This window comes from Microcella pacifica (assembly GCF_009371975.2).
GTDB classification, from domain to species: Bacteria; Actinomycetota; Actinomycetes; order Actinomycetales; family Microbacteriaceae; genus Microcella; species Microcella pacifica.
Window position 1 is genome coordinate 1 of the sequence record NZ_VIKT02000002.1, and the last position, 19,056, is coordinate 19,056.

Annotated in this window: 24 protein-coding genes; 6 read left to right on the top strand and 18 right to left on the bottom strand. The window is 66.6% G+C overall.

Annotated elements, in window-relative coordinates; all coding sequences use genetic code 11:
* On the top strand, positions 1-190 hold a 190-nt coding region (locus FK219_RS13390; protein WP_210416745.1), incomplete at its 5' end, for a hypothetical protein.
* Between the two features lie 185 nt (positions 191-375).
* Here the strand turns inward: FK219_RS13390 and FK219_RS01070 are convergent.
* From FK219_RS01070 to FK219_RS01100, 7 genes are all read right to left on the bottom strand, one after another.
* Complete coding sequence (locus FK219_RS01070) at positions 376-588, bottom strand: hypothetical protein (protein WP_152582763.1); 213 nt, start codon at positions 586-588, stop codon at positions 376-378.
* A 200-nt stretch (positions 589-788) separates the two neighbouring features.
* Complete coding sequence (locus FK219_RS01075) at positions 789-1,433, bottom strand: hypothetical protein (RefSeq protein WP_152582764.1); 645 nt, start codon at positions 1,431-1,433, stop codon at positions 789-791.
* Positions 1,430-1,759 carry a PadR family transcriptional regulator gene (locus tag FK219_RS01080; protein ID WP_152582765.1) on the bottom strand — a complete coding sequence of 110 codons (330 nt, stop codon included), beginning with the start codon at positions 1,757-1,759 and terminating at the stop codon, positions 1,430-1,432. The genes FK219_RS01075 and FK219_RS01080 overlap by 4 nt, the downstream gene beginning before the upstream one ends.
* Positions 1,760-1,899: 140 nt before the next feature.
* Complete coding sequence (locus FK219_RS01085; protein ID WP_152582766.1) at positions 1,900-3,066, bottom strand: BtrH N-terminal domain-containing protein; 1,167 nt, start codon at positions 3,064-3,066, stop codon at positions 1,900-1,902.
* A 440-nt stretch (positions 3,067-3,506) separates the two neighbouring features.
* The gene (locus FK219_RS01090) at positions 3,507-3,965 is read right to left on the bottom strand and encodes a hypothetical protein (protein ID WP_152582767.1); all 459 of its coding nucleotides are present in this window, start codon (positions 3,963-3,965) and stop codon (positions 3,507-3,509) included.
* 142 nt (positions 3,966-4,107) lie between these two features.
* Entirely contained in the window at positions 4,108-4,893 is a 786-nt protein-coding gene (locus FK219_RS01095) for a hypothetical protein (RefSeq protein ID WP_152582768.1), read from the bottom strand.
* The gene (locus tag FK219_RS01100) at positions 4,893-5,468 is read right to left on the bottom strand and encodes an RNA polymerase sigma factor (protein ID WP_152582769.1); all 576 of its coding nucleotides are present in this window, start codon (positions 5,466-5,468) and stop codon (positions 4,893-4,895) included. Before FK219_RS01100 ends, FK219_RS01095 begins: the two co-directional genes overlap by 1 nt.
* Before the next feature lie 236 nt (positions 5,469-5,704).
* Between FK219_RS01100 and FK219_RS01105 the strand changes: the two genes are divergently transcribed.
* Together FK219_RS01105 and FK219_RS01110 are read left to right on the top strand one after the other, a co-directional pair.
* Complete coding sequence (locus tag FK219_RS01105; protein ID WP_152582770.1) at positions 5,705-6,001, top strand: hypothetical protein; 297 nt, start codon at positions 5,705-5,707, stop codon at positions 5,999-6,001.
* Positions 6,002-6,403: 402 nt separating this feature from the next.
* Positions 6,404-6,958, top strand: a complete 555-nt coding sequence (locus FK219_RS01110; protein WP_152582771.1) for a hypothetical protein — start codon at positions 6,404-6,406, stop codon at positions 6,956-6,958.
* 238 nt (positions 6,959-7,196) lie between these two features.
* Here FK219_RS01110 and FK219_RS01115 read toward each other — a convergent pair whose 3' ends face one another.
* The 11 genes from FK219_RS01115 to FK219_RS01165 all read right to left on the bottom strand — a co-directional run bounded on the left by FK219_RS01115 (position 7,197) and on the right by FK219_RS01165 (position 16,801).
* Positions 7,197-7,841, bottom strand: a complete 645-nt coding sequence (locus FK219_RS01115; protein ID WP_152582772.1) for a DUF6804 family protein — start codon at positions 7,839-7,841, stop codon at positions 7,197-7,199.
* A 104-nt stretch (positions 7,842-7,945) separates the two neighbouring features.
* On the bottom strand, positions 7,946-8,149 hold the full coding sequence (locus FK219_RS01120) for an antitoxin VbhA family protein (RefSeq protein ID WP_152582773.1): 204 nt from the start codon (positions 8,147-8,149) through the stop codon (positions 7,946-7,948).
* A 19-nt stretch (positions 8,150-8,168) separates the two neighbouring features.
* Positions 8,169-9,512 (bottom strand): hypothetical protein, encoded by a 1,344-nt coding sequence (locus FK219_RS01125; protein ID WP_235923668.1) that lies wholly within the window; start codon positions 9,510-9,512, stop codon positions 8,169-8,171.
* A 238-nt stretch (positions 9,513-9,750) separates the two neighbouring features.
* Entirely contained in the window at positions 9,751-10,092 is a 342-nt protein-coding gene (locus FK219_RS01130) for a helix-turn-helix domain-containing protein (RefSeq protein ID WP_152582774.1), read from the bottom strand.
* Positions 10,089-11,201, bottom strand: a complete 1,113-nt coding sequence (locus tag FK219_RS13555; RefSeq protein WP_152582775.1) for a tyrosine-type recombinase/integrase — start codon at positions 11,199-11,201, stop codon at positions 10,089-10,091. Before FK219_RS13555 ends, FK219_RS01130 begins: the two co-directional genes overlap by 4 nt.
* Before the next feature lie 308 nt (positions 11,202-11,509).
* Positions 11,510-11,893, bottom strand: coding sequence for a type II toxin-antitoxin system VapC family toxin (locus tag FK219_RS01140; RefSeq protein WP_165638006.1), 384 nt, complete (start codon positions 11,891-11,893; stop codon positions 11,510-11,512).
* Complete coding sequence (locus FK219_RS01145) at positions 11,890-12,144, bottom strand: hypothetical protein (RefSeq protein WP_165638007.1); 255 nt, start codon at positions 12,142-12,144, stop codon at positions 11,890-11,892. Before FK219_RS01145 ends, FK219_RS01140 begins: the two co-directional genes overlap by 4 nt.
* A gap of 41 nt (positions 12,145-12,185) precedes the next feature.
* Positions 12,186-14,543, bottom strand: a complete 2,358-nt coding sequence (locus FK219_RS01150) for an ATP-binding cassette domain-containing protein (protein ID WP_152582777.1) — start codon at positions 14,541-14,543, stop codon at positions 12,186-12,188.
* A gap of 25 nt (positions 14,544-14,568) precedes the next feature.
* Positions 14,569-15,546: a squalene cyclase gene (locus tag FK219_RS01155; RefSeq protein WP_152582778.1), complete on the bottom strand. Its 978-nt coding sequence runs from the start codon at positions 15,544-15,546 to the stop codon at positions 14,569-14,571.
* Positions 15,547-15,569: 23 nt separating this feature from the next.
* Positions 15,570-16,031, bottom strand: coding sequence for an NUDIX hydrolase (locus FK219_RS01160; RefSeq protein WP_152582779.1), 462 nt, complete (start codon positions 16,029-16,031; stop codon positions 15,570-15,572).
* Positions 16,031-16,801, bottom strand: coding sequence for an SDR family oxidoreductase (locus FK219_RS01165; RefSeq protein WP_152582780.1), 771 nt, complete (start codon positions 16,799-16,801; stop codon positions 16,031-16,033). Before FK219_RS01165 ends, FK219_RS01160 begins: the two co-directional genes overlap by 1 nt.
* A gap of 86 nt (positions 16,802-16,887) precedes the next feature.
* On the opposite strand from FK219_RS01165, the gene FK219_RS01170 reads away from it, so the two are divergent.
* From FK219_RS01170 to FK219_RS01180, 3 genes are read left to right on the top strand one after another with little or no spacing between them, the layout of a single operon-like run.
* Positions 16,888-17,367 (top strand): NfeD family protein, encoded by a 480-nt coding sequence (locus FK219_RS01170; RefSeq protein WP_224744388.1) that lies wholly within the window; start codon positions 16,888-16,890, stop codon positions 17,365-17,367.
* Positions 17,364-18,281, top strand: a complete 918-nt coding sequence (locus FK219_RS01175; protein WP_152582782.1) for an SPFH domain-containing protein — start codon at positions 17,364-17,366, stop codon at positions 18,279-18,281. The genes FK219_RS01170 and FK219_RS01175 overlap by 4 nt, the downstream gene beginning before the upstream one ends.
* A 3-nt stretch (positions 18,282-18,284) precedes the next feature.
* A complete protein-coding gene (locus tag FK219_RS01180) occupies positions 18,285-19,046 on the top strand; it encodes a glycerophosphodiester phosphodiesterase family protein (protein ID WP_152582783.1) in 762 nt (253 codons plus the stop codon).
* Positions 19,047-19,056: the final 10 nt, after the last annotated feature.

Sequence of the window (19,056 nt, forward strand, 5' to 3'; positions counted from 1 at the left end):
TCGTCGAGTGTTCACTTTTCAAGCGTCGATACTGTCCAATTTTCGAGCGTTGTCGACATCAATCAGCTGGCAGCTCACTTGGGGCGTGACCGGAGTCGGCGGCGCGCTCGTGACAAGTGCCTACGGCCTCTACATCGTGCGCGAGGGACGCCGCGTAGTTCGGTCCTACAGGGCATTGACGCCGGCCTGACCGGCTGCACATCAGAGGCCGACGGGCGGGCGCGCCTCGGCTGCTCCTGCGGTCGGAATAACTTCTACTGGTGAAGATGCCGAGCCACAAGGCAGCTGCACCGCTTGCCGCGCCGCTGCTTCCCGCGACGATCCGCGACCGAGGTGGGCGGTGAACCGCCGATCCCCGGCCAGCAGGGCGATGGCTCATCCGACGAGCGCGGGCAGGGCCGTCGCCATTCCGAGGACCGCGCCCAGGGCCAGCCAATAGAAGACTCCCAGCAGCCCTGCGCTGGCCCGGCAGTCTGGGTTTCCGCCCGCATACAGAGCGAATCCGAGAACCGATCCGATCCCGCCGGCGAGCAACAGCGACCAAGCGATCGTGGAGCGATACCAGCGCCAGAACACGATCGACCACATCGGTGCGGGTCCGCGTCGCTCGTCTCGAGCGTGGAGGATGGACGGCACTCGGTCGACCGTTCAAGGAAACTCTTGGTCGAGGCCTGCGCTTGCGCGAATCCCGCACGTAGAACTCTGATCGTGAAGTGCGTTACCCGTCTCGTCGACTATTGCCGCGGCTTCGCTCGCGTCCGTGCGATGCGGTTGCGCATTTTCCTGGACTATGCGGAGCTGCCTGCCACAACGGCGGGGCTTCGCCGACCGCCGATCCAGGCGCCGAGAGCAGCACCGATCAGGAGGGCGGGCCACCAGACGATCAGATGGCCAACCCACATCCCGGTCGAGAAGATGTTGAAGACGACGGCAGACGTGTCGATGGGGCCGCGGGGCGGGTCGCCGTCGAGGAGGAAGACACCGTGGCGATCCATCCAGATCAACCCCTCGGTAGCGAGAACCGTGAACAGGGCGATTGAGCTGGCGATGAATGCGACTGCGCCGGTCTCCAACCCGATGCGGAACGACCGGGTCAGCCCGGCTGAGAGCAGGGCCGCAAGCAGGAGGAGGAACGCCGGGACGGGCACAGTCACCTCGAGGAGCCCGGGAGCGCCGTCGGCGAGTTGTAGCCGTGACGCCATGAGCGCGACGGCAGCGACGAGCACTCCCGTGATCAACCCGAAGCCGATGCGGATGACGAATCCTTGCCGGAACGCGGCGAAGGAAGCGCTGCGGGCGAAGCGCCGCCGCGCGCCGGGGTCGTCGATCGCAGCGAGTTCGGCGCGCATCGCGGTGCCCCACTCGGCGCGGTGCGCGGGGAGTCCTGTCGTCCCGAGGGTGAGGAGGCGTTCGGCGCCGTCGCGCGAGCTCATGCGCCTGCCTCCCCGAGTACGGGCCGAGCGGTGAACGGGGATGTCGGGTCTGAGCCGACGGGTCGGGGGAGGGTGGCGGCAAACGTCGCACCGGTCGTAGAGAGCCGGTAGAGGTGCCGAGCCGGGCGACCCTGGGGTACTTCCTGTTCCCAGGCCGTCTCGACCAGATTGCGATCGGCCAGCCGGATCAGGATCGGATACAGCGTGCCGGCCTTGAGGCCCAGGGCGCGGCACAACTCGTATCCGTGGCTCCATTCAGGGCCTCGCTCATGAAGAGCACGCAACACGGTTGCGGTCTGGGGAGATGGTCGCCTCATCGTGAACATGGCAATAGTCTATCTAGATAGAGTTAGTTGTCAAGCCTCCCATGACCCGCCCCGCAGTCCCGCACGTAGTGTGGCCTCTTCTACTGGTGAAGCGTGTTGTGCGTTCTAATCCTGTTCCGGCTCGCATCCCGAGATGCGAGTCATCGGGCGCGCTCGAGAGCCGCGGCGAGAGCCGAAGCAAGTCGCTGCTCATGTGCGAGGCACCCGTCGACGAGTCGAGCCAGCTCGTCGAACAAGTCGTCCGCTGGCGCCTGGGTCGTCGCGGCCTGCGCCGCGAGATCCGTGATCGAGCGCCATCCGTCTCCGGACGCGGATGCTGCGGCCGCGGCGGCGTCCAGGTCGAGCCCCGCGATCAGGGCGGCCTCGGTCAGGAACTCGGCGTACAGGGGGCGGGTGCCGCCTTCGGCGGTGTGCGCCCAGGTGAGGCACTCGGCCAGGCGGGTCATGCCGGCCTGGAACGCCTCCGGGGTGCCGAACCGCCGGCACCAACCGGACTTGGTCGAGGTGTCGTGCAGGTCGGCGGAGAGCTTGGCGATGCCGGAGAGTCCCATGTTGACGTCGAAGTAGTTGCCGAGCACGGGTCCGGTCAGATGCGCGTGCGTCGTGGCGATCGCGGCGCGCATCGCGCGGGGGAGGTCCACGTCGTTTGCCGCTCCGATGGTCTGCAGCGCGAAGCGGCCCTTGCGGTGGGCCGTCCAGGCCGCCGCGAGGGCGTCCGGTCCGATGGCGTGCGGCGACCCCAGGCCGTCGTCGACGAGATACGCTCCGCCGCGTCGCCCTGCGACGACGATCCGGTGCGGGTCGGCCCGTTCGGCCTGTTCGACGGGTTCGTGCCAGGGGAGTGCGCCCCGCGCGAGGGTGAGCTGCGCCGCCGAGCCTGTCTCCAGCGCGGCGTCGAGCTTTCTCAACGCCGCGGCCGCGGATGACGAGGTGGCGGTAGTCAGTTCGACGCCGGTGTGCCGGGCGACGGCGTCCAGCCACGGCTCCGGGTGGTGCTGGGCGACGATCGTGAGGAGCGGGTGCGGCACCTGCTTGTACTCGAACACGGCGTACAGGAACCCGATGCCCCCGCCGAGCCCGCAGGCTACGGCCTCCGAGACCTCGAGCCCTGCCTGAGCCAGAAGGTGCCGGGTCAGGGCCGATGGAACGTGCGCCGCGGCGCCGAAACCGGGGTATCCCGGCGCGGTGCCTGGCGGGATCGGCACCTCCCGTCGAGCGGTGACGTGACGATGGGCGGTGGTGTAGCTCTCGCCGGTGCGCTGCATGCGCTCCCGGACGAGCTTCTTGAGCGATCGCTGCTCGGTCATTGCCAGATCTCTCCGCGACCACGAGCGCCCGCGACCCCGCACAGCCCGGCGCCGGCCGCTTGATCGGAGGATCACCGAACGGATGACGCTGCACGTCACGACGGCATAGATGCCACCTCTGCTCCCACCCAGCCGTCGAGTGCGGTCGACAGTCAAGGAAGTCCGGCGTGCGACGACGCCGGCGCCAGAATAGTCGCCGAGTCTCGTCGTCCGCAATCGAAAATGAGAAGGTCCCAGCCATGCGAGTAGGTCGGGGAGGGTCTTTGAGCACTACAGATTTCGCCAAGCGTCGCCGGGTCTTCACATCGAATCCGTTCCTACAGAACGTTGGCGCCGACCTAACTGGGCGCCAGACAGCAGGCCAAGGGGCGAGTCCCGGGGCTCATCCTGCAGTCGGAGAAACTCCTGCTGGTGAAGACCATTATCCGTTTTCACGCTATTCAAGGGCCATGGCGCTCAGCGGTGGCCACGGGGGAGGACATCTGGCGGCGTTCGCAGAGCCAGACCCCGCCAGCGGCGATGAGCGCCGCGGCTGCACCGAGGACCCAGAGACTGCTCTCGCCGCCAACCCAGCCGGGTCGGAGAAAGATGTAGGCCAATGGCAGCATGCCGGTGATCCCGGCGCCGAGACCGGCCAGGGCCGGGCGCAGCCACTGCCGGATCGGGCGTCGACGAGTTGCCAGGAGGACGGCGGTCGCGCCGACCGATGCTGCTGCTGCGACGATCGCCCCGACGAGGAGGCCGACGAGGCCGACGAATAGCGCGAACGGTAGCGCGCCGGCAAACAGTGCGGACGGTGACGTTGGGGCCGACGGCAAGGACAGCTGCGTTGCGAGTTGGGTGACGAAGGTCAGCACCCCGCCCAGCGTCGCTCCGGTCGCGATGGCTATGCCGGCCATGCCGAGGATTCGCCGGTTGGGCCACATGGTTACCAGTTTGCACTCCTTGGAAGCTTCTCCTCGCTGTCCGGAGTGCTGAGCGCCCAGGTGACGTCGATCGAGTGAGTGGCCTCCAGATTGATCGCGTCGGGGCTCGGGTCTGTCACTCGCTGCCGTCTTCGGTCGTCGCTTCCCGCGGGATGAGGCGGGGGTCTAGCGGGATGTTTTCGCTGATGTGGAAGGCTTGCTGGCCGATGATGGTGGTGCCGTCGGATTCGTAGACGTTGATGAAGCCCTCCTGGTCCATGGCCGAGAGTTCTTCGGCGAAGACGTAGCCCCATGCCCCGTTGGAGGCACGTGCAGGGGTTAGGTCGGGGACACCGTTGACGTTGGGAACACCGTAGGTCTGTCCGTTGGCGTTGACGCCCCACTCCGTCGTCGACGAGGTTCCGTACTGGGCTGTGGCGCTCCAGGCTGTGCCTGGGTCGGCGGTGATCGTGATCGAGCTTGTGCCGGCTGCCGGGAGCAAGCCGTTCTCGATGTGAGCGGTCTGCCCTATCGCGCAGTGCACGCCCGAGCCGTCGGCGCCCTCGGAACCTGCGCTTGGGACGGTCAGCGCGGTGACCCGGCCGTCACCGCTGACGCAGGTTAGGTCGATAACGACAACGGTCGCGTTGGCCGGAGCGGAACCCAGGTCGATACTCGCAGTGCCGGTGTGTGCCGCCGTGACGATGTTTCCCAGAGGTACGACAGTAGTTGTCCCAGGAAGGTTGCTGATGACCACGGCCGCGCCGGTAAGGGCGCCGACCATGACGACCGCACCAACGCTCACTGCAACAGCGCGGGCGCGGCGCTGGTGTCGCTGCAATCGGCTGTCCTTGGTGCCGATCGCGGTCAGTTCCGCTCGTACACCTCGGGCGAATTCGGTGTCCATCTCGGTCGTGCTCATCAGTGGTTCCCTTCTACGGCAGGCTGAACGATCGGGTTGAGGTCATGGAGGTCGGTGCGGAGTCGCAGCCGGGCACGGTGGAGTCGCATGCGCGCGGTGGACGGTTTGAGCCCGACGGCTTCGGCGGCCTCAGCCAGCGGCATGTCCTCGAGCGCGGTCAGGACGAAGAGAGCGCCGTCGACGGGGGAGAGGCGTTGCAGTGAGTCCGTGAGGCGCTTCTTCGTCTCCACGGTCTCGGAATCAGGCGCGGCGAGTGCTTCGGCCCGCGGTATGGTCCGAATCACTTGCTGATATCGCGAGCTCGACCGCTGGGCATTGCGCGCCAGGTTGACGGTCGTGACGAGCAGCCAGGGGAGGACCGATCCTTGGACAGGCCGCACCGTTCGCCGCTTGCGCCACAGCTCGAAGAACGCGGACGCCGCGACGTCCTCCGCATCGTGGGTGTTCGCCATCAGCCCGAGCGCACGGCGGTAGGTGCGATCGTGATGAAGATCGAACAAGGACCCGAATGCGTCGCCATCGTCGCGGCGCGCGCGCTCCCACAGCGCGGCTTCGGTGCTCTCGGAAAGATCCATCACATTAGAGAATGTCCGCTCGGACTCGAATCGTCCCAAATTCATAGGTCTGAGATCCAGCGCTCGATTATCTCGGCGAAGACCGTTATCCGTTTTCCCACTATTCGCCCGCCAGCTGCAACGTTTTGCGGTGAGACTTACCTAACCGTCCTTCCCTATGGCTTCGTGCTCGCTCAGACGGGAAGGCCCGATGAAGTCCACTCCTTTCGAGGTGTCGCGATAGGTAGGCTCGTGCCATGACAGCCTCTACCGTTGCCCGGCCCCACAATGGTGCCAGCCTGTGGATCGGTCTGGCGATCGCTGGGCTTGCGGGCCTCGTGGTCGGACTGTTCGGCTCGGCCTTGGCGATGTGGCTGGTCTGGATCGCCGGGGGAGCGGCGGCAATCTTGGGAGGAATCGCATTGGCTCGGCACGTACGATGGGGTTCCGTCCTCCTAGCATTTGGGGTTGCCCTGTTGCTCGGCAGCGCTGCCTACATCGGCCTGGGCCTGATCCAGCCCGACGGGCCACCGTGCGGTGGCAGCGGCTGCTGATAAGTCGGTCTGCGCGAGAGAAAATCCCGATCAGACAGGTAATCGGGCAGCCGTCCGGCCTTACCCGCTTACCCGCTGATTGTCTTTCTGCAGATAGAGTAACTTCTGCTGGTGAAGCGCGTTATCCGTTCTCACACTGACGGTCGCCGACTGGTGCTGCTCGAGCAGTGTCCGGATAGCTTGAGCCATGCGAGTCAAAGCGGTAGTGGGCGCCCGCGTCGGCGCTGGGCCTTCCGATCGTTGGCCCTGGCGCGTAGGCTCGGTTGCGGCACCGGGATGTGCCTGCGGCTCGCGTGAAGGCTTCGCCATTTCCAGTAGTTCGGTAGTGCCATATCCGTTGATTACACGTATCGGCTCCACCGTCATGCGAGCGCGGACGAGCCGGGAATGTGAATCAACATCATGGACACACTTCGCTACTTCAAGGACCTCGCCAAGGCTCAGCACCGTGAGTTCCGCGGGTCGATCGCGAGCGATTCTGTCGGTCTGCAGAGAGTGCAGCACCTGGTCGCAGTGAACGCCGGCTACGCATCGTGGGATGCGTTGCGGGGCGCTTCATCCGCCGACCGCGACCTCGCGGTCGCCATGACACTCGAACCGCATCTGTGCATCAACGGCTTCGGGGCCGGCTCCTTCGACGTGCCGCTCGAAGCTCGCCGTGCTCGGTTCGCCGGATGGCGTCTCGAGCTCAGGGGGCGCGCGACCCACGTCGCGGAGATCCTCAAATGGCTGGAGAGCAACGTCGAGCGCCGTAAGACTATCAACCCCGATTACGGCAGTTACGGCCTCAAGCACATGGCCGAGCGGCACCTCGGAGCGTACGTCGCGAATGGTGAATTTATTGCGGCCGCGATCATCGCCGGTTACCCATACCGACGCGGGGAAGGCACGTCGCCCAACGCCACGTTCGGCATGAGTTCACGCAGCCTCGCGGTGCTCCGACGAGGCGCAGCGTAGCGCGGTTCAACCAGACCCACCGTTCGCTCCGCGAAGCCGGCAGCTGAGCGAACGGTGGAGCGGCGAGACGGAACGCCTTGGACCGCGTCGAGGGACATGCTGCAGCTGCAGACGGGACTTTAAGACCCCGAGCAGCACCACCGCAGTCGCCACAGTTTGTGCGGCTACGTCAGCCGTCCGGCGACCTCGGTGGAGACGCTTCGCCTGCCGAAGGGGACCGGTTCTCTCCGCGCCCGGCCTACGGGCTAGACAGCCTTCGACCGCTCCAGATCGCCAGTCCGACGAAGAAGGCGCCCCCGGCAAGATCGACCAGTAGCCAGTCGGAACGTGCCATGTAGATCGGGGCGAGAGGGTTCCAGAGGATCGCTGCAGGAATGAGTCCAGCGAACCAACCCGCGGCATTGGCCCTCGCGGTGAGCACCATGAGAACGACGCAAATCACAAGGATGGCCAGACGGAGGAACGAGTAGTAGCCGATCGGCAAGTCAAACACAGAGACAAATAGGGCGACCGCGCCCGCAACTGCGAAGCCCGTCGTTGCGTTGATGGCTGAACGATGGCTACTTGCGGCGTCGTCTGCCTTTCGCGTCGCGGCGAGCTCCTCCATCTTCTTGGCTGATTCGATCGTCGTCACGCGCGTTGCTCGGCTTCGCTCGCCTGGTTCGCCTCGGACTGCTCGCCAGCCTCCGAAGAACGAGGTCAGTCCGTGGGCCTTAAGAATCGCATCCAGCTCTTCGATTGGTGGCGTCTCGGTGCGTGGGCCAAGGTCGAGGTAAGCCCCTGGGTTTGGCTTTGGATTCGGGTTGCTCACGTTGGTCAAAAAGAACCACCACCGGTCAGCTTCCACATCCTCGATGACCGTAGCCATATCGACGGCGGCCACCTGGTCAGGTAGCTGTTCCGGAAGGAGTACGAATCCGTTTTCCGCAGGGCTCTTCGCAGCGGGCATTATTCAACAACCGGCTCTCATGGTCACATCGTATGGCCCTAGTTCAGTCCGTATCTCGCCCGACCTCGCCCAACGAGTTCGTCGATGTCGATACGACCATTGGCATAGTCCTCGCCGTCGGCTCGAGCCGCTTCATTGATGTGCAGACCTTCCATCTCGCCGCTGTGCTCGGCCTGCTCGAGGACTGTGCGGCGGAGAGCGATCTCAGCAGGTGTGATCGATGGCTTAGGGCTATTGGCCATCTCCGCTCCCGTCGCTGCGTCAATCAACTTTATCGTTGCCCTGGCGATCGGCGTGACTTTTGCGAAGGTCGACGTAGTCGGACATCGGGGCACCGGCACGCGAAGCGTGCTGGGTGACGATCGTCCCGCTGTAGCCCAGGAGATCGATCAGCGAACGGGCGTCGACCTGGCGCACGAGGTCTTGCAGGGTGGTGTTGCGAGCCCGCTGAGGGTCGATCCCGAGCACCAGGAATCGTTCCCCGAGCGTGCGGTGATGGATGTGCTGGCCGGCACGGAAACCGGGGAAGAGCCAGTCAGTGCCGGTGTTGGCCGTTTGCTGGTTGCCGCGGTTAGAGAGCTGCTCCCAGAAGAGCGGTGCGACCAGCTCTGGGACGGCGGCCGGGTTATCCCCGAGCTTGATTGTCATCCCCTCGGGAAGCCGCTCGAGCCGGTCAGTTGTAAGGGCAACGATCTTCACGAGCGGATGCGCCCAGAGCAGAGAGATCAAGCCAGCGACGCGGGTGGAGAGGGCTACCTGCTGGAACTCGAGACAGTTGCGGACGAGTTCGAGGCGTTGGCTTTGGGTCAGCATCGGGATGGATTTCGCCGTTCGGTAGGGAACTGTGACCGTCCGGCGCCGAGGTCGGCCCGGTTGGAGCCAGTGCACGAAATTTCGGATGTGCTTGCGGGTGCTGGTGCCCTCTGCAATGTACTGGTCGATATGCGCCTGCTGGATGCCGTCGGCGACCACACCGTGCTCTTCGAGCAGCCATCGCAGGAACTTGCCGGCCTCGGTGATTTCCTGCTTCGCCGAGAGGGTCGCCGTGTTCATGTTCGCGGCGCCGGCGTCGAGTTTCCGGCGGAGGTTCTTCATGTGGTGCCAGCGGGCGAATCGTTCGATCGGGCCGTGGATGTCTGGCCACTCCTCGAGTTCGGTGAGGCGCCCTGCAAGCCACTGCTCGAAGAGCGCGAACGGCAAGCTTGCCCGGTTCGGCAGCATCCCGTGGTGCACAAGGATCTCCCGGAGGTGGCCAGCGGCCGCGGGCGAGGGAGAGTAGGCGTCGAAGGCCTCATGCGTGAGATCGAGCTCCCGTCGACCGATCAGCTCCAGTAGGTGCTTTGGCGCCTTGAGGTTCATCCAGGTGTAGACGCTCTCGGGCCGCGCGGAGTCGGCCAAGATCGCAACGAGTCGCTTGAGGCGGACATCGGCAGGTGAGTTCGGATTCAGGCGGGACTCGAGGTCCTCGCGCACGACGCATCGCGCGCAGACGCCTTTGCGGAATCGCTCGGCCTCGTGGCTGCAGCGGTCGCAGACGAGCAGGGTCGTGATCCCTGCGCAGTCACGGCAGATGTGTTCGCCGGCGGGTGAGCGTCCCGGGAGCATGCGTTCTTCGCCGCAGCCGGAGCATCGGCCGTACTCGTGAACGGCCGAAGTGAAGCACGCTCCGCAGATCGCTCCATCGGGCCAGCGAACCCGGATCTTCGCGACGTCCAGCCCGCATCTGTCGCAATGCTTGTTGCCGGTCGATCGGGGGCGGCCGCGGCGTCGAGGCTTTGAGAGGTTCTCGATCGTGGGGGAGCGGGACACCCCTATTCCGTTAGTCGCCGGCCTTCCGGTCGGCTTACTCGTCGACGTCATCCGTGACGATTCGCGCTCTGACCGGACGGTAGTCGCGAAGGTCGGGCAGATCGGTGCCACCGGCGGCCTTGCGACGCAGCGTTCGCGCGTCAGCCGCTTTGAACACGATCAGCTCGTTGACCTGCACCCCGAGGATGTCGCACAGTGCACCGAGCACGGCGAACGAGATCCGTTCGGGGTCTTTGGTGACGAGGCGCCACACCTGGGTGGGCGAGAGCGTAATTCCCCTCTGGCGCAGCAGCTCGGTCAGCTCCTTGCTGTTGTAGATATGGCTGCGGGCCATGAACTCCCGCACCTTCCACTCGTAGGTGATCTCGCGTGTCATGGGTTCCTCTTTCGTGGTGGCAGTGCTCGCGCGGCGTCAAGGGTTCGGTTGTGGACCCTTTCGAGAGCCAGGCGCTGGTAGTCGGGGGAGGGGATCGAGTAGATCGAGGTCGTGGAGGCATGCTCGTGGCCGAGTTGCATCTGCACGAACGCGACGTCGAAGCCCTCCGCGGTGATCAGGTGGGTCGCATACGAGCGACGGAACGAGTGAAGGTCGAGCCCGGGCGGGAAGCCGAGCTCGTCGAGCAGCCGATGCAGAACGTCAAGCAGATGCGTCCCGCCCAGGATGGCTCCTGTCGACGTCGGGAACAGGTCGGTGAGCGGAGTGCCGTACCGGGGGAGTCCGCGCTCGACCCAATCGCGGAGGACCTCAACCGACCATTCCCACACGGTGAGCACCGATCGCGGCTTCTTCGCCGACCCGCGATGGGGTTTGCCCCAGCGAACCCGCATCACCCCGTAGTCGCCGAAATAGGGCGCCTTGTAGTTCCGTGAGAGATCAACGACCTGCAGGTGGCGGAGCTCGTTTGAGCGAAGCCCCCAGGCATAGGCGGTCTTCAAGGCGACCGAGTCACGCCACGCACTCAACGCGCCGTGCCGGCCGGAGTTGAGGATCCTCTCCACCTCGAGGTCGGCCAGGTCGAACAGTTGCTGCAGCTCGGATTGGGTGAACGGGCGCTTCGCCGGCCGGGTCTCGCTCGGTTGGGAGTGGGCTACCCGGTTCAGCTCGGTGATGACTTGGATGAACACCGTGCCGAACAACTTGGCGCACGCCACGGACCAGTCGTATCGCGGGTTGCAGGCGTAGTCGCAGAACAGCTTGATCGCACCCTGATAGGCGCGAACCGTCGAATGCGACAGGTTCTTCACGCCGCGGGCGTGAGCGAAGAACTCGTCAGCATCGCCGATCGACCACTCCCACGGATAGTGCCCGGAGAAGTCGACAAGCTTGATCACGACCGCTCGGCGGGTGCGAATCGTGTTCGGCGAGAAGTCGCTGGCCCGCTGCGCACGTTCCCAACCCTCGAGCACTCGTTCGAGGAAAGCATCGGGATTCTGAGCATCGCTGGCGACAGGGAGGTACGCGACGTTTCCCGATCCATCCGGCACTGATCACCCCTCCGCTCGTTTGCAAGTTTTGCATTCCGATTGCACTTTATGCAATTGATGAAGGAGAAATACCTGATCAAACGGGCTTGAGCAGGCAGAAGCAACAGCAGGATCCTCGACACAGTACAGTCGCGATCTGTCGGCGTGCTCTGAGAGAAAGTCCTGGTCAGACGAGCAGTCGGGGAGTGGCTCGGGTGTTACCCGTTTCTACTCTGATTGCAAAAAGTGCAATCAGAGTAACTTCGATCTGACATAATGTGCATTATCGGATACTAGGTATGCGAGGAAGCACGGGCCGGTAGTCGGCTCTAGCGTGCGACGACGACTCCGGCACTCTCGGCAGCGGTCTCAAGTGCGTCGTCGAACGTCGCGAGCTCCGAACCTGTGCTCACGGCGGCGTGCAGAGCCACGGCATCCGGCAGGCGTACTCGGTGGCCGCTCCGCGCGAGCGCCAGCGCCTCGGCGGAGTCGGCCGTGACCGGAAGCACCTGGACTCCGATCGCCCTCAGCGACTCCATCGCCGCCCTCTCGCGACCCGCGCGGGCGGGATGTACGAGAGCCTCGGCCACCGTCAGTACGCTCGCACCGAACCCGTCAACGAGTCGTCGCTCGAGCAGATCCAGCGTCGCCTCGTGGTGCGCGTCGCTGCCGTCGAGGAAGGCGATGAGGACGTTCGCGTCGAGGATGATCACTCTGGCCACTCTGTCCGCAGGGCGGCCAGTGCGTCGCGTGGATAGGATCCCGTTGCAGCGCCCGCTGCGGTTCGGACGATCTCCCGCGCTCCCCCGCGCACCTCGAGGGTCGCGTGCCCTGCCTGCACAAGCCTGCGCAGGAGAGCTGGGCGATCGCCGCGCAGCTCGGGCCAGGCCGCCGCTGCATCGTCGAGAGCGCGCGCGAGATCATCGGTCTCCGTCAGCATGTGGCGCGCTCGTACAGTGGGCATGCCGAGAGTGTAGCACTGATAGCAAAGTGCAACACTGTCGCTTACGCGCCCACATACTCCGCGAGGTGCTGACCGGTCAGCGTCGCGCGGTCCGCGACGAGGTCGGCGGGTGTTCCCTCGAAGACGATGCGGCCGCCGTCGTGGCCCGCGCCGGGCCCGAGGTCGATGATCCAGTCGGCGTGCGCCATGACGGCCTGATGGTGCTCGATGACGATGACCGAGGTGCCGCTGTCGACGAGCCGGTCGAGCAGGCCGAGCAGCTGCTCGACGTCGGCGAGGTGCAGCCCGGTGGTCGGCTCGTCCAGCACGAGAACCCGACCGGTGTCGGCCATCGCCATGGCCAGCTTGAGCCGCTGACGCTCTCCGCCCGAGAGGGTCGAGAGCGGTTGCCCGATCGTCAGATAGCCGAGGCCCACGTCGTTGAGGCGTTCGAGGATCGCGTGCGCGGCGGGCACGCGCGATTCCCCCGCGGCGAAGAACTCCACGGCCTCGCTCACGGGCATCTCGAGCACGTCGGTGATGGTGGCTGAGCCCAGCCGGTACTCGAGAACGGACGCCTGGAAGCGCCGGCCGCCGCAGTCTTCGCACGGTGACGACACCGAGGCGAGCATCCCGAGATCGGTGTCGATGACGCCAGCGCCCTTGCAGGTCGGGCACGCGCCCTCCGAGTTCGCGCTGAACAGCGCCGGCTTGACGCCGTTGGCCTTCGCGAAGGCCTTGCGGATCGGCTCGAGCATGCCCGTGTAGGTAGCCGGATTGCTGCGCCGCGAGCCGCGGATGGCACCCTGGTCGACGGCGACCACGCCGTCCCTTCCGGCGACCGAGCCGTGGATGAGCGAGCTCTTGCCCGAGCCCACGACACCGGTGACGACGACAAGGACGCCGAGGGGCACGTCGACATCGACGGCCTCCAGATTGTGGCTGGATGCTCCGCGCACCTCGATCGCACCCGAGGGCGTGCGCACCGTCGTCTTGAGGGTGACCCGATCGTCGAGGTGGCGGCCGGTGAGGGTGCCGCTCCCCCGCAACTGCGCGACGGTTCCCTCGAAGACGATCTCGCCACCCGCCGTACCTGCGCGGGGCCCGAGGTCGACGACATGATCGGCGATCGCGATCGCCTCGGGCTTGTGCTCGACGACCAGCACCGTGTTGCCCTTGTCGCGCAGACGCTTCAGCAGCTCGTTCATGCGCTGGATGTCGTGCGGGTGCAGGCCCACCGTCGGCTCGTCGAAGACATAGGTGACGTCGGTGAGCGAGGAGCCGAGGTGCCGGATCATTTTCGTACGCTGCGCCTCTCCCCCGGAGAGCGTGCCCACGGGCCGATTGAGGCTCAGGTAGCCGAGCCCGATCTCGACGAACGAGTCGAGCGCGCCCTGCAGGGTCGTCAGCAGCGGGCCGACACCCGGTGCGTCGATCGCCCGCACCCAGATCGCGAGGTCGCTGATCTGCATCGCGCACGCCTCGGCGATGCTCACGCCGTCGATGCGCGACGACCGGGCGGCCTCGCTCAGGCGGGTGCCCTCGCACTCCGGGCAGGCCGTGAAGGTGACGGCGCGCTCCACGAAGGCGCGGATGTGCGGCTGCATCGCGTCGACGTCTTTGCTGAGCATCGATTTCTGGATGCGCGGCACGAGCCCCTCGTAGGTCATGTTGATTCCCGACACCTTGACCTTGGTGGGTTCCTTGTAGAGGAAGTCCTGCAGCATCTCGGGGCTGAAGTCGCGGATCGGCAGGGTGCCGTCGACGAATCCCGACTCGGTGAAGATGCGCACCATCCAGCCGTCGGCCGTGTAGCCGGGCACCGTGATAGCGCCATCGTTGATCGCTGTGCTGGCCTCGTAGAGCTCGGCGAGATCGATGTCGTTCACCGCCCCCATGCCCTCGCATCGCGGGCACATACCGCCGAGGTAGATCTCGTTCTCGATCGTGACGGTCTCCCCGGTCGAGCTCGTCCTCTCGCCGCTCACGCGCGTCGTCGGCACGTTGAAGGAGAAAGCGTTGGGAGGCCCGATCTGCGGGTCGCCGAGGCGGCTGAACAGCACGCGCAGCAGGGCATTCGCATCCGTCGCCGTGCCGACGGTGGAGCGAGAGTTCGCCCCCATGCGCTCCTGGTCGACGATGATCGCGGTCGTGAGCCCCTCGAGCACGTCGACGTCGGGTCGCGCGAGACTCGGCATGAAGCCCTGCACGAACGCGCTGTAGGTCTCGTTGATCATGCGCTGCGACTCGGCGGCGATCGTCGCGAAGACGAGCGAGCTCTTGCCCGAGCCCGACACACCCGTGAAGACCGTGAGTCGGCGCTTCGGGATGTCGACGCTCACGCCCTTGAGGTTGTTCTCCCTCGCGCCCTGCACGCGGATGAGGTCGTGGCTGTCGGCGTGATGCTGCGCTGAGGTCATGTCGACATTCTGGTGCCATGCACCGTCAGCGCGCGTCATTCTCGTCCCACCAGCGCAGCACGCGCAGCGCGAAGAACGTCAGCCACGGCGAGCGCTCGCCGACGGGCACGTCGAGCTCGAACCAGACGCGCCCCGGGTAGCGGCGCTGCTGCAGCCACGTGCCGTCGGGCTGTTGAGCGCTGCGGACGACCTCGATGGCGTCGGCGGCGCGCTCGTCAGGGGCGACGCCGTCGTGCAGGGATGCCCTGCGCAGGTAGTCGAGGGCGTTCATTGCGGTGTACACGTGTCGGAAGGGGTAGCCGAACGACGTGGCCCAGGGGCCGACGAGCTCGCCCGTCGACGCGCGGTGGAGCATCCGCCGCCGCAGCAGGTAATCCTGGGCCGCGTGACGCGCTTCCCGAAGGCGCGCGTCGCCCGTCCTGATCTCCCAGTCGAGGATGCCCTTCAGCGAGTTGAGCGTCGAGGGGAAGCTCGAGCGCGTCGAGCCCTCGACCCACTCGCAGTTCCAGCCGCCCTCGGTCATCGCGTGCTCGGCGAACCAGGTGGCGATACTCTCCACGTCGACACCGAGCCAGGCGCCGTTGGCGAGGGTGAAGCCGTTGATGCACGCGTCGACCTCGCCGCCCCAGTACGGAAGGTCGTCGTACTCCCACCTACTGTTCGCCGCGAGCTTCTCGGCGGTGCCGTCGAGTGCAGCGCCGTCGAGACCCCACTCGCGCAGGGTGTTGAGGGTCCACGTCGTCGCCGTCCACGGCTGGCCGGCACCGTCGGCCGCCTCGGGGCCGTGCCAGTCGAAGTCGCCGGGGAAGTAGGCGCCGCCCGCCCACTGCCCGTCGGGGTCCTGGTGCGCGAGCAGCTCGGCCCCCATCCCCTCGGTGGCCACTCGAGCACGCGTCGCCTGCCAGACGGCTTCGGGCTCCTCGAGCAGATCGCGCTCGACCTGCCAGCGAAGGGCCGGGTCGGTGTCGAGCATCCACCTGATCACCCCTGGATCGATCATCATGCCGCGAGCGTAACCCCGGCGCGTTACGCCGGTGCGGAACCGAAGCGGCGCAGGAGGGCGGGCAGGTCGACGGGCTCGAACGGCTCGCCCGAGGCCTCGAGCTCGTCGGCCGTGAACCACTGGTGCGCCGTCACGTCGACGTGCTCCTCCGCCGTCCAATTCGTCGACGCCGGCGTGAAGCGCTCGCAGCGCACCAGGTAGTACTCGGCATGGCCGCGATTGTGATCGGCCTCATCCCAGACGACGTCGAAGTCGAGGCTCCAGACCGGCTCCCCCACGCTGTCGACGACGAGTCCCGTCTCTTCGAACAATTCGCGCACCGCAGCCTCGTGGTGCGACTCCCCCGGGTCCACTCCCCCGCCGGGCGTGATCCAGCGCGAGAAGCGGCTCGAGTCGGGCGCGGCCGTCAAGAACAGCAGGGCGGCGCCGTCGGCGTCGATGAGCAGAATGCGGGATGTCCGGCGCAGGCCCGGCGCCGCCGCCACTACTCCCCCGCTGAGGTGAAGTAGTTCACGTCGCCGACGAGCTTCGTGTTGTCCTCCGGCACGGGCTCGACGGCGGCCAGCGCGACCTCGGCGGCGAACTCGCTCACGTTGTAGAGGCGGCCGGCGGCTTCCTTGCGCGCGTCGATGGAACCGGGAGCGGCGCGCTCGAGCAGCGTGGCCGTGATCGTGCCCTCGATCATGTCGCCCGAGACGACCGTGAACCCGATGCCGCGGTCGGCGAGCGTGCCGATGTGCTCGCGCAGAGCATCCTCACCCGCACGCTTGGAGAGCGCGACGGCCTCGTACTCCGGCATCGTCGGCGTCGTGCGGATGAAGTGCGCCTGGTGACTCGTCACGAAGACGACACGCGAGCCCTCCCCCAGGAGCGGGAGCGCCGCAGTGAGCACGTTCACTTGCGCATCGCGGTTGAGCCGCAGCGCGTAGTCCTCGCCCATGCCCGACTCCATGCCGCCGGAGGCGTTGAGCACGAGGATCTCGAGGGTGCCGAAGCGGGAGCGGATAGTCTCCATCATCGACTCGACCGACGCGGGGTCGGTGAGGTCGGCGCCGATCGCGATCGCCTCCGTGCCCGCTGCTCCGAGCTCGGCGACGAGCTTGTCGGCGCGCGGCGCCTTCGAGCGGTAGTTGATGACGACATTCGCGCCGGCGGCCGCGAAGTAGCGTGCCGTGTCGGCGCCGATGCCGCGCGAGGAGCCAGTGACAAGGGCGGTCGTGCCGGCGAGCTGGCCGGGCTGCAGAGGGCTGTTCACGGTTCTCGACCCTACCGGCTCGTGGCACCCGATCAACGGTCACCTCCCGGTGATAGCGTGAGCCGCACGCCGGCGAGGAGGGCATCGTGATCGATCTGACGCAGTATCTGTGGATCATCTGGCTCGTCTTCGTGATCATCTGCGTCATCATCGAGGTCGTCACACTCGAGTTCACCTTCCTCATGATCGCGGCGGGTTCACTCCTGGGCGGCCTGGGCCTCAACCTCATCGGTGCCGAGTGGTGGGTGCAGGTGGGGGCGGCCGCGATCCTCTCCGCTCTGCTCCTCTTCACCATCAGACCCCTGCTGCTGCAAACGCTGCGCAAGGGCGCGGATCCGGCGAAGAGCAATGTCGATGCGCTCTACGGCATGCGTGCTCGCGTGCTGCTCCCCGTGACCGACACCGGCGGCCAGGTCAAGCTCGCCAACGGCGAGACCTGGACGGCGCGCCTCGCCGCCGACCTGACCGACCACCTCAGCCTCGGGGAAGGCGACCGCGTCGTCGTCACCCGTGTCGATGGAGCGACCGTGGAGGTCGCTCCGGAAGAAAGGAATGACCCCTCGTGATCGCTCCCTCGGAGTTCCTCGGGCAGATCTTCGTGATCGCTCTTCTCGTCGTCCTCGGCATCTTCGTCGTGGTCGTCCTCATCCGCGCCATCCGCATCGTGCCGCAGGCCTACGCGGGCGTCGTGGAGCGCCTCGGCCGCTACCACAAGACGCTCCAGCCGGGCCTCAACCTCCTGGTGCCCTTCATCGACCGCATGCGGCCTCTCGTCGACATGCGCGAGCAGGTCGTCTCCTTCCCCCCGCAGCCGGTCATCACCGAGGACAACCTCGTGGTCTCAATCGACACCGTCATCTACTTCCAGGTGACGGATGCTCGTGCCGCGACCTACGAGATCGCGAACTACCTCGCCGGAGTCGAGCAGCTGACCGTCACGACCCTGCGCAACGTCGTGGGTGGCCTCAACCTCGAGGAGGCGCTCACGAGCCGCGACAACATCAACGGCCAGCTGCGCGTCGTGCTCGATGAAGCGACGGGCAAGTGGGGCCTGCGCGTCAACCGCGTCGAGCTCAAGGCCATCGACCCGCCCGTGAGCATCCAGGACTCGATGGAGAAGCAGATGCGCGCCGAGCGCGACCGTCGCGCCGTGATCCTCACCGCGGAGGGCACCAAGCAGTCGCAGATCCTCGAGGCGGAGGGCGCGCGGCAGTCGGCGATCCTCAATGCGGAAGGTGACGCCAAGGCGCAGGTTCTGCGTGCGGAGGCGGAGGCGGAGGCGATCAAGATCGTCTTCGGCGCCATCCACGCCGGCAACCCCGACAGCAAGCTGCTCGCCTACGAGTACCTGCAGACGCTGCCGAAGCTCGCCGAGGGCGACTCGAACAAGATGTGGATCATTCCGAGCGAGCTCACCGAGGCGCTCAAGGGCATCGGCCAGGGCTTCTTCGGCCCCGGCGGCACCCCGCCCAAGGCCTGAGCGGTGTCGCCGGAGGACCACTACTTCTCCCCCGACGGCCCCCGCGTGCTCGCGCACCGGGGGCTCGCGCTGGAGGCGCCGGAGAACACCCTGCTCGCCTTCGCGCACGCGCTCGCCCTCGGTGTGGAGTACCTCGAGACCGACGTGCACGCGAGTGCCGACGGCGTTGCGATGGTCGCGCACGACCCCGACCTGTCGCGCGTGCTCGGTCGGCCCGAGAAGGTCAGCGATCTGACCGTCGCAGAGCTGGCAGCGCTCGACCTCGGCGAGGGGCAGCACATGCCCACCCTCGCCGAAGCCCTCGATGCCTTTCCCGACGCGCGCGTCAACATCGACCTCAAGGACGCCGCGGCGGTGCCCTCGGCTGTGGAGTCGATCACCTCCCTGCGGGCAGAGAAGCGCGTGCTGCTCACCTCGTTCAGCGAGCGGCGTCGGCGCGCCGCCCTCTCTCAGCTCCCCGCTGTCGCCACGAGCGCGTCGGGGCCTCTCTTCGCGGGGGCGCTGCTCGCCGCCTCCGTACGCGGCGGGCCCGCGGTGCGGCGCCTCCTGCGCGGCATCCAGGCGGTGCAGATTCCCGAGCGCGCGCTCGGCATGAACACGGTCACCCCGGGCCGGCTGCGCCAGTACCACGCAGCCAGCGTCGAGGTGCACGTGTGGACGATCAACGACGTCGACTCCATGGGCCGCCTCCTCGACCTCGGGGTCGACGGCATCGTGACCGATCGTGCCGACCTCGCGATGGATGTGGTTCGCTCACGTCCGTAAGCGCTGGCAA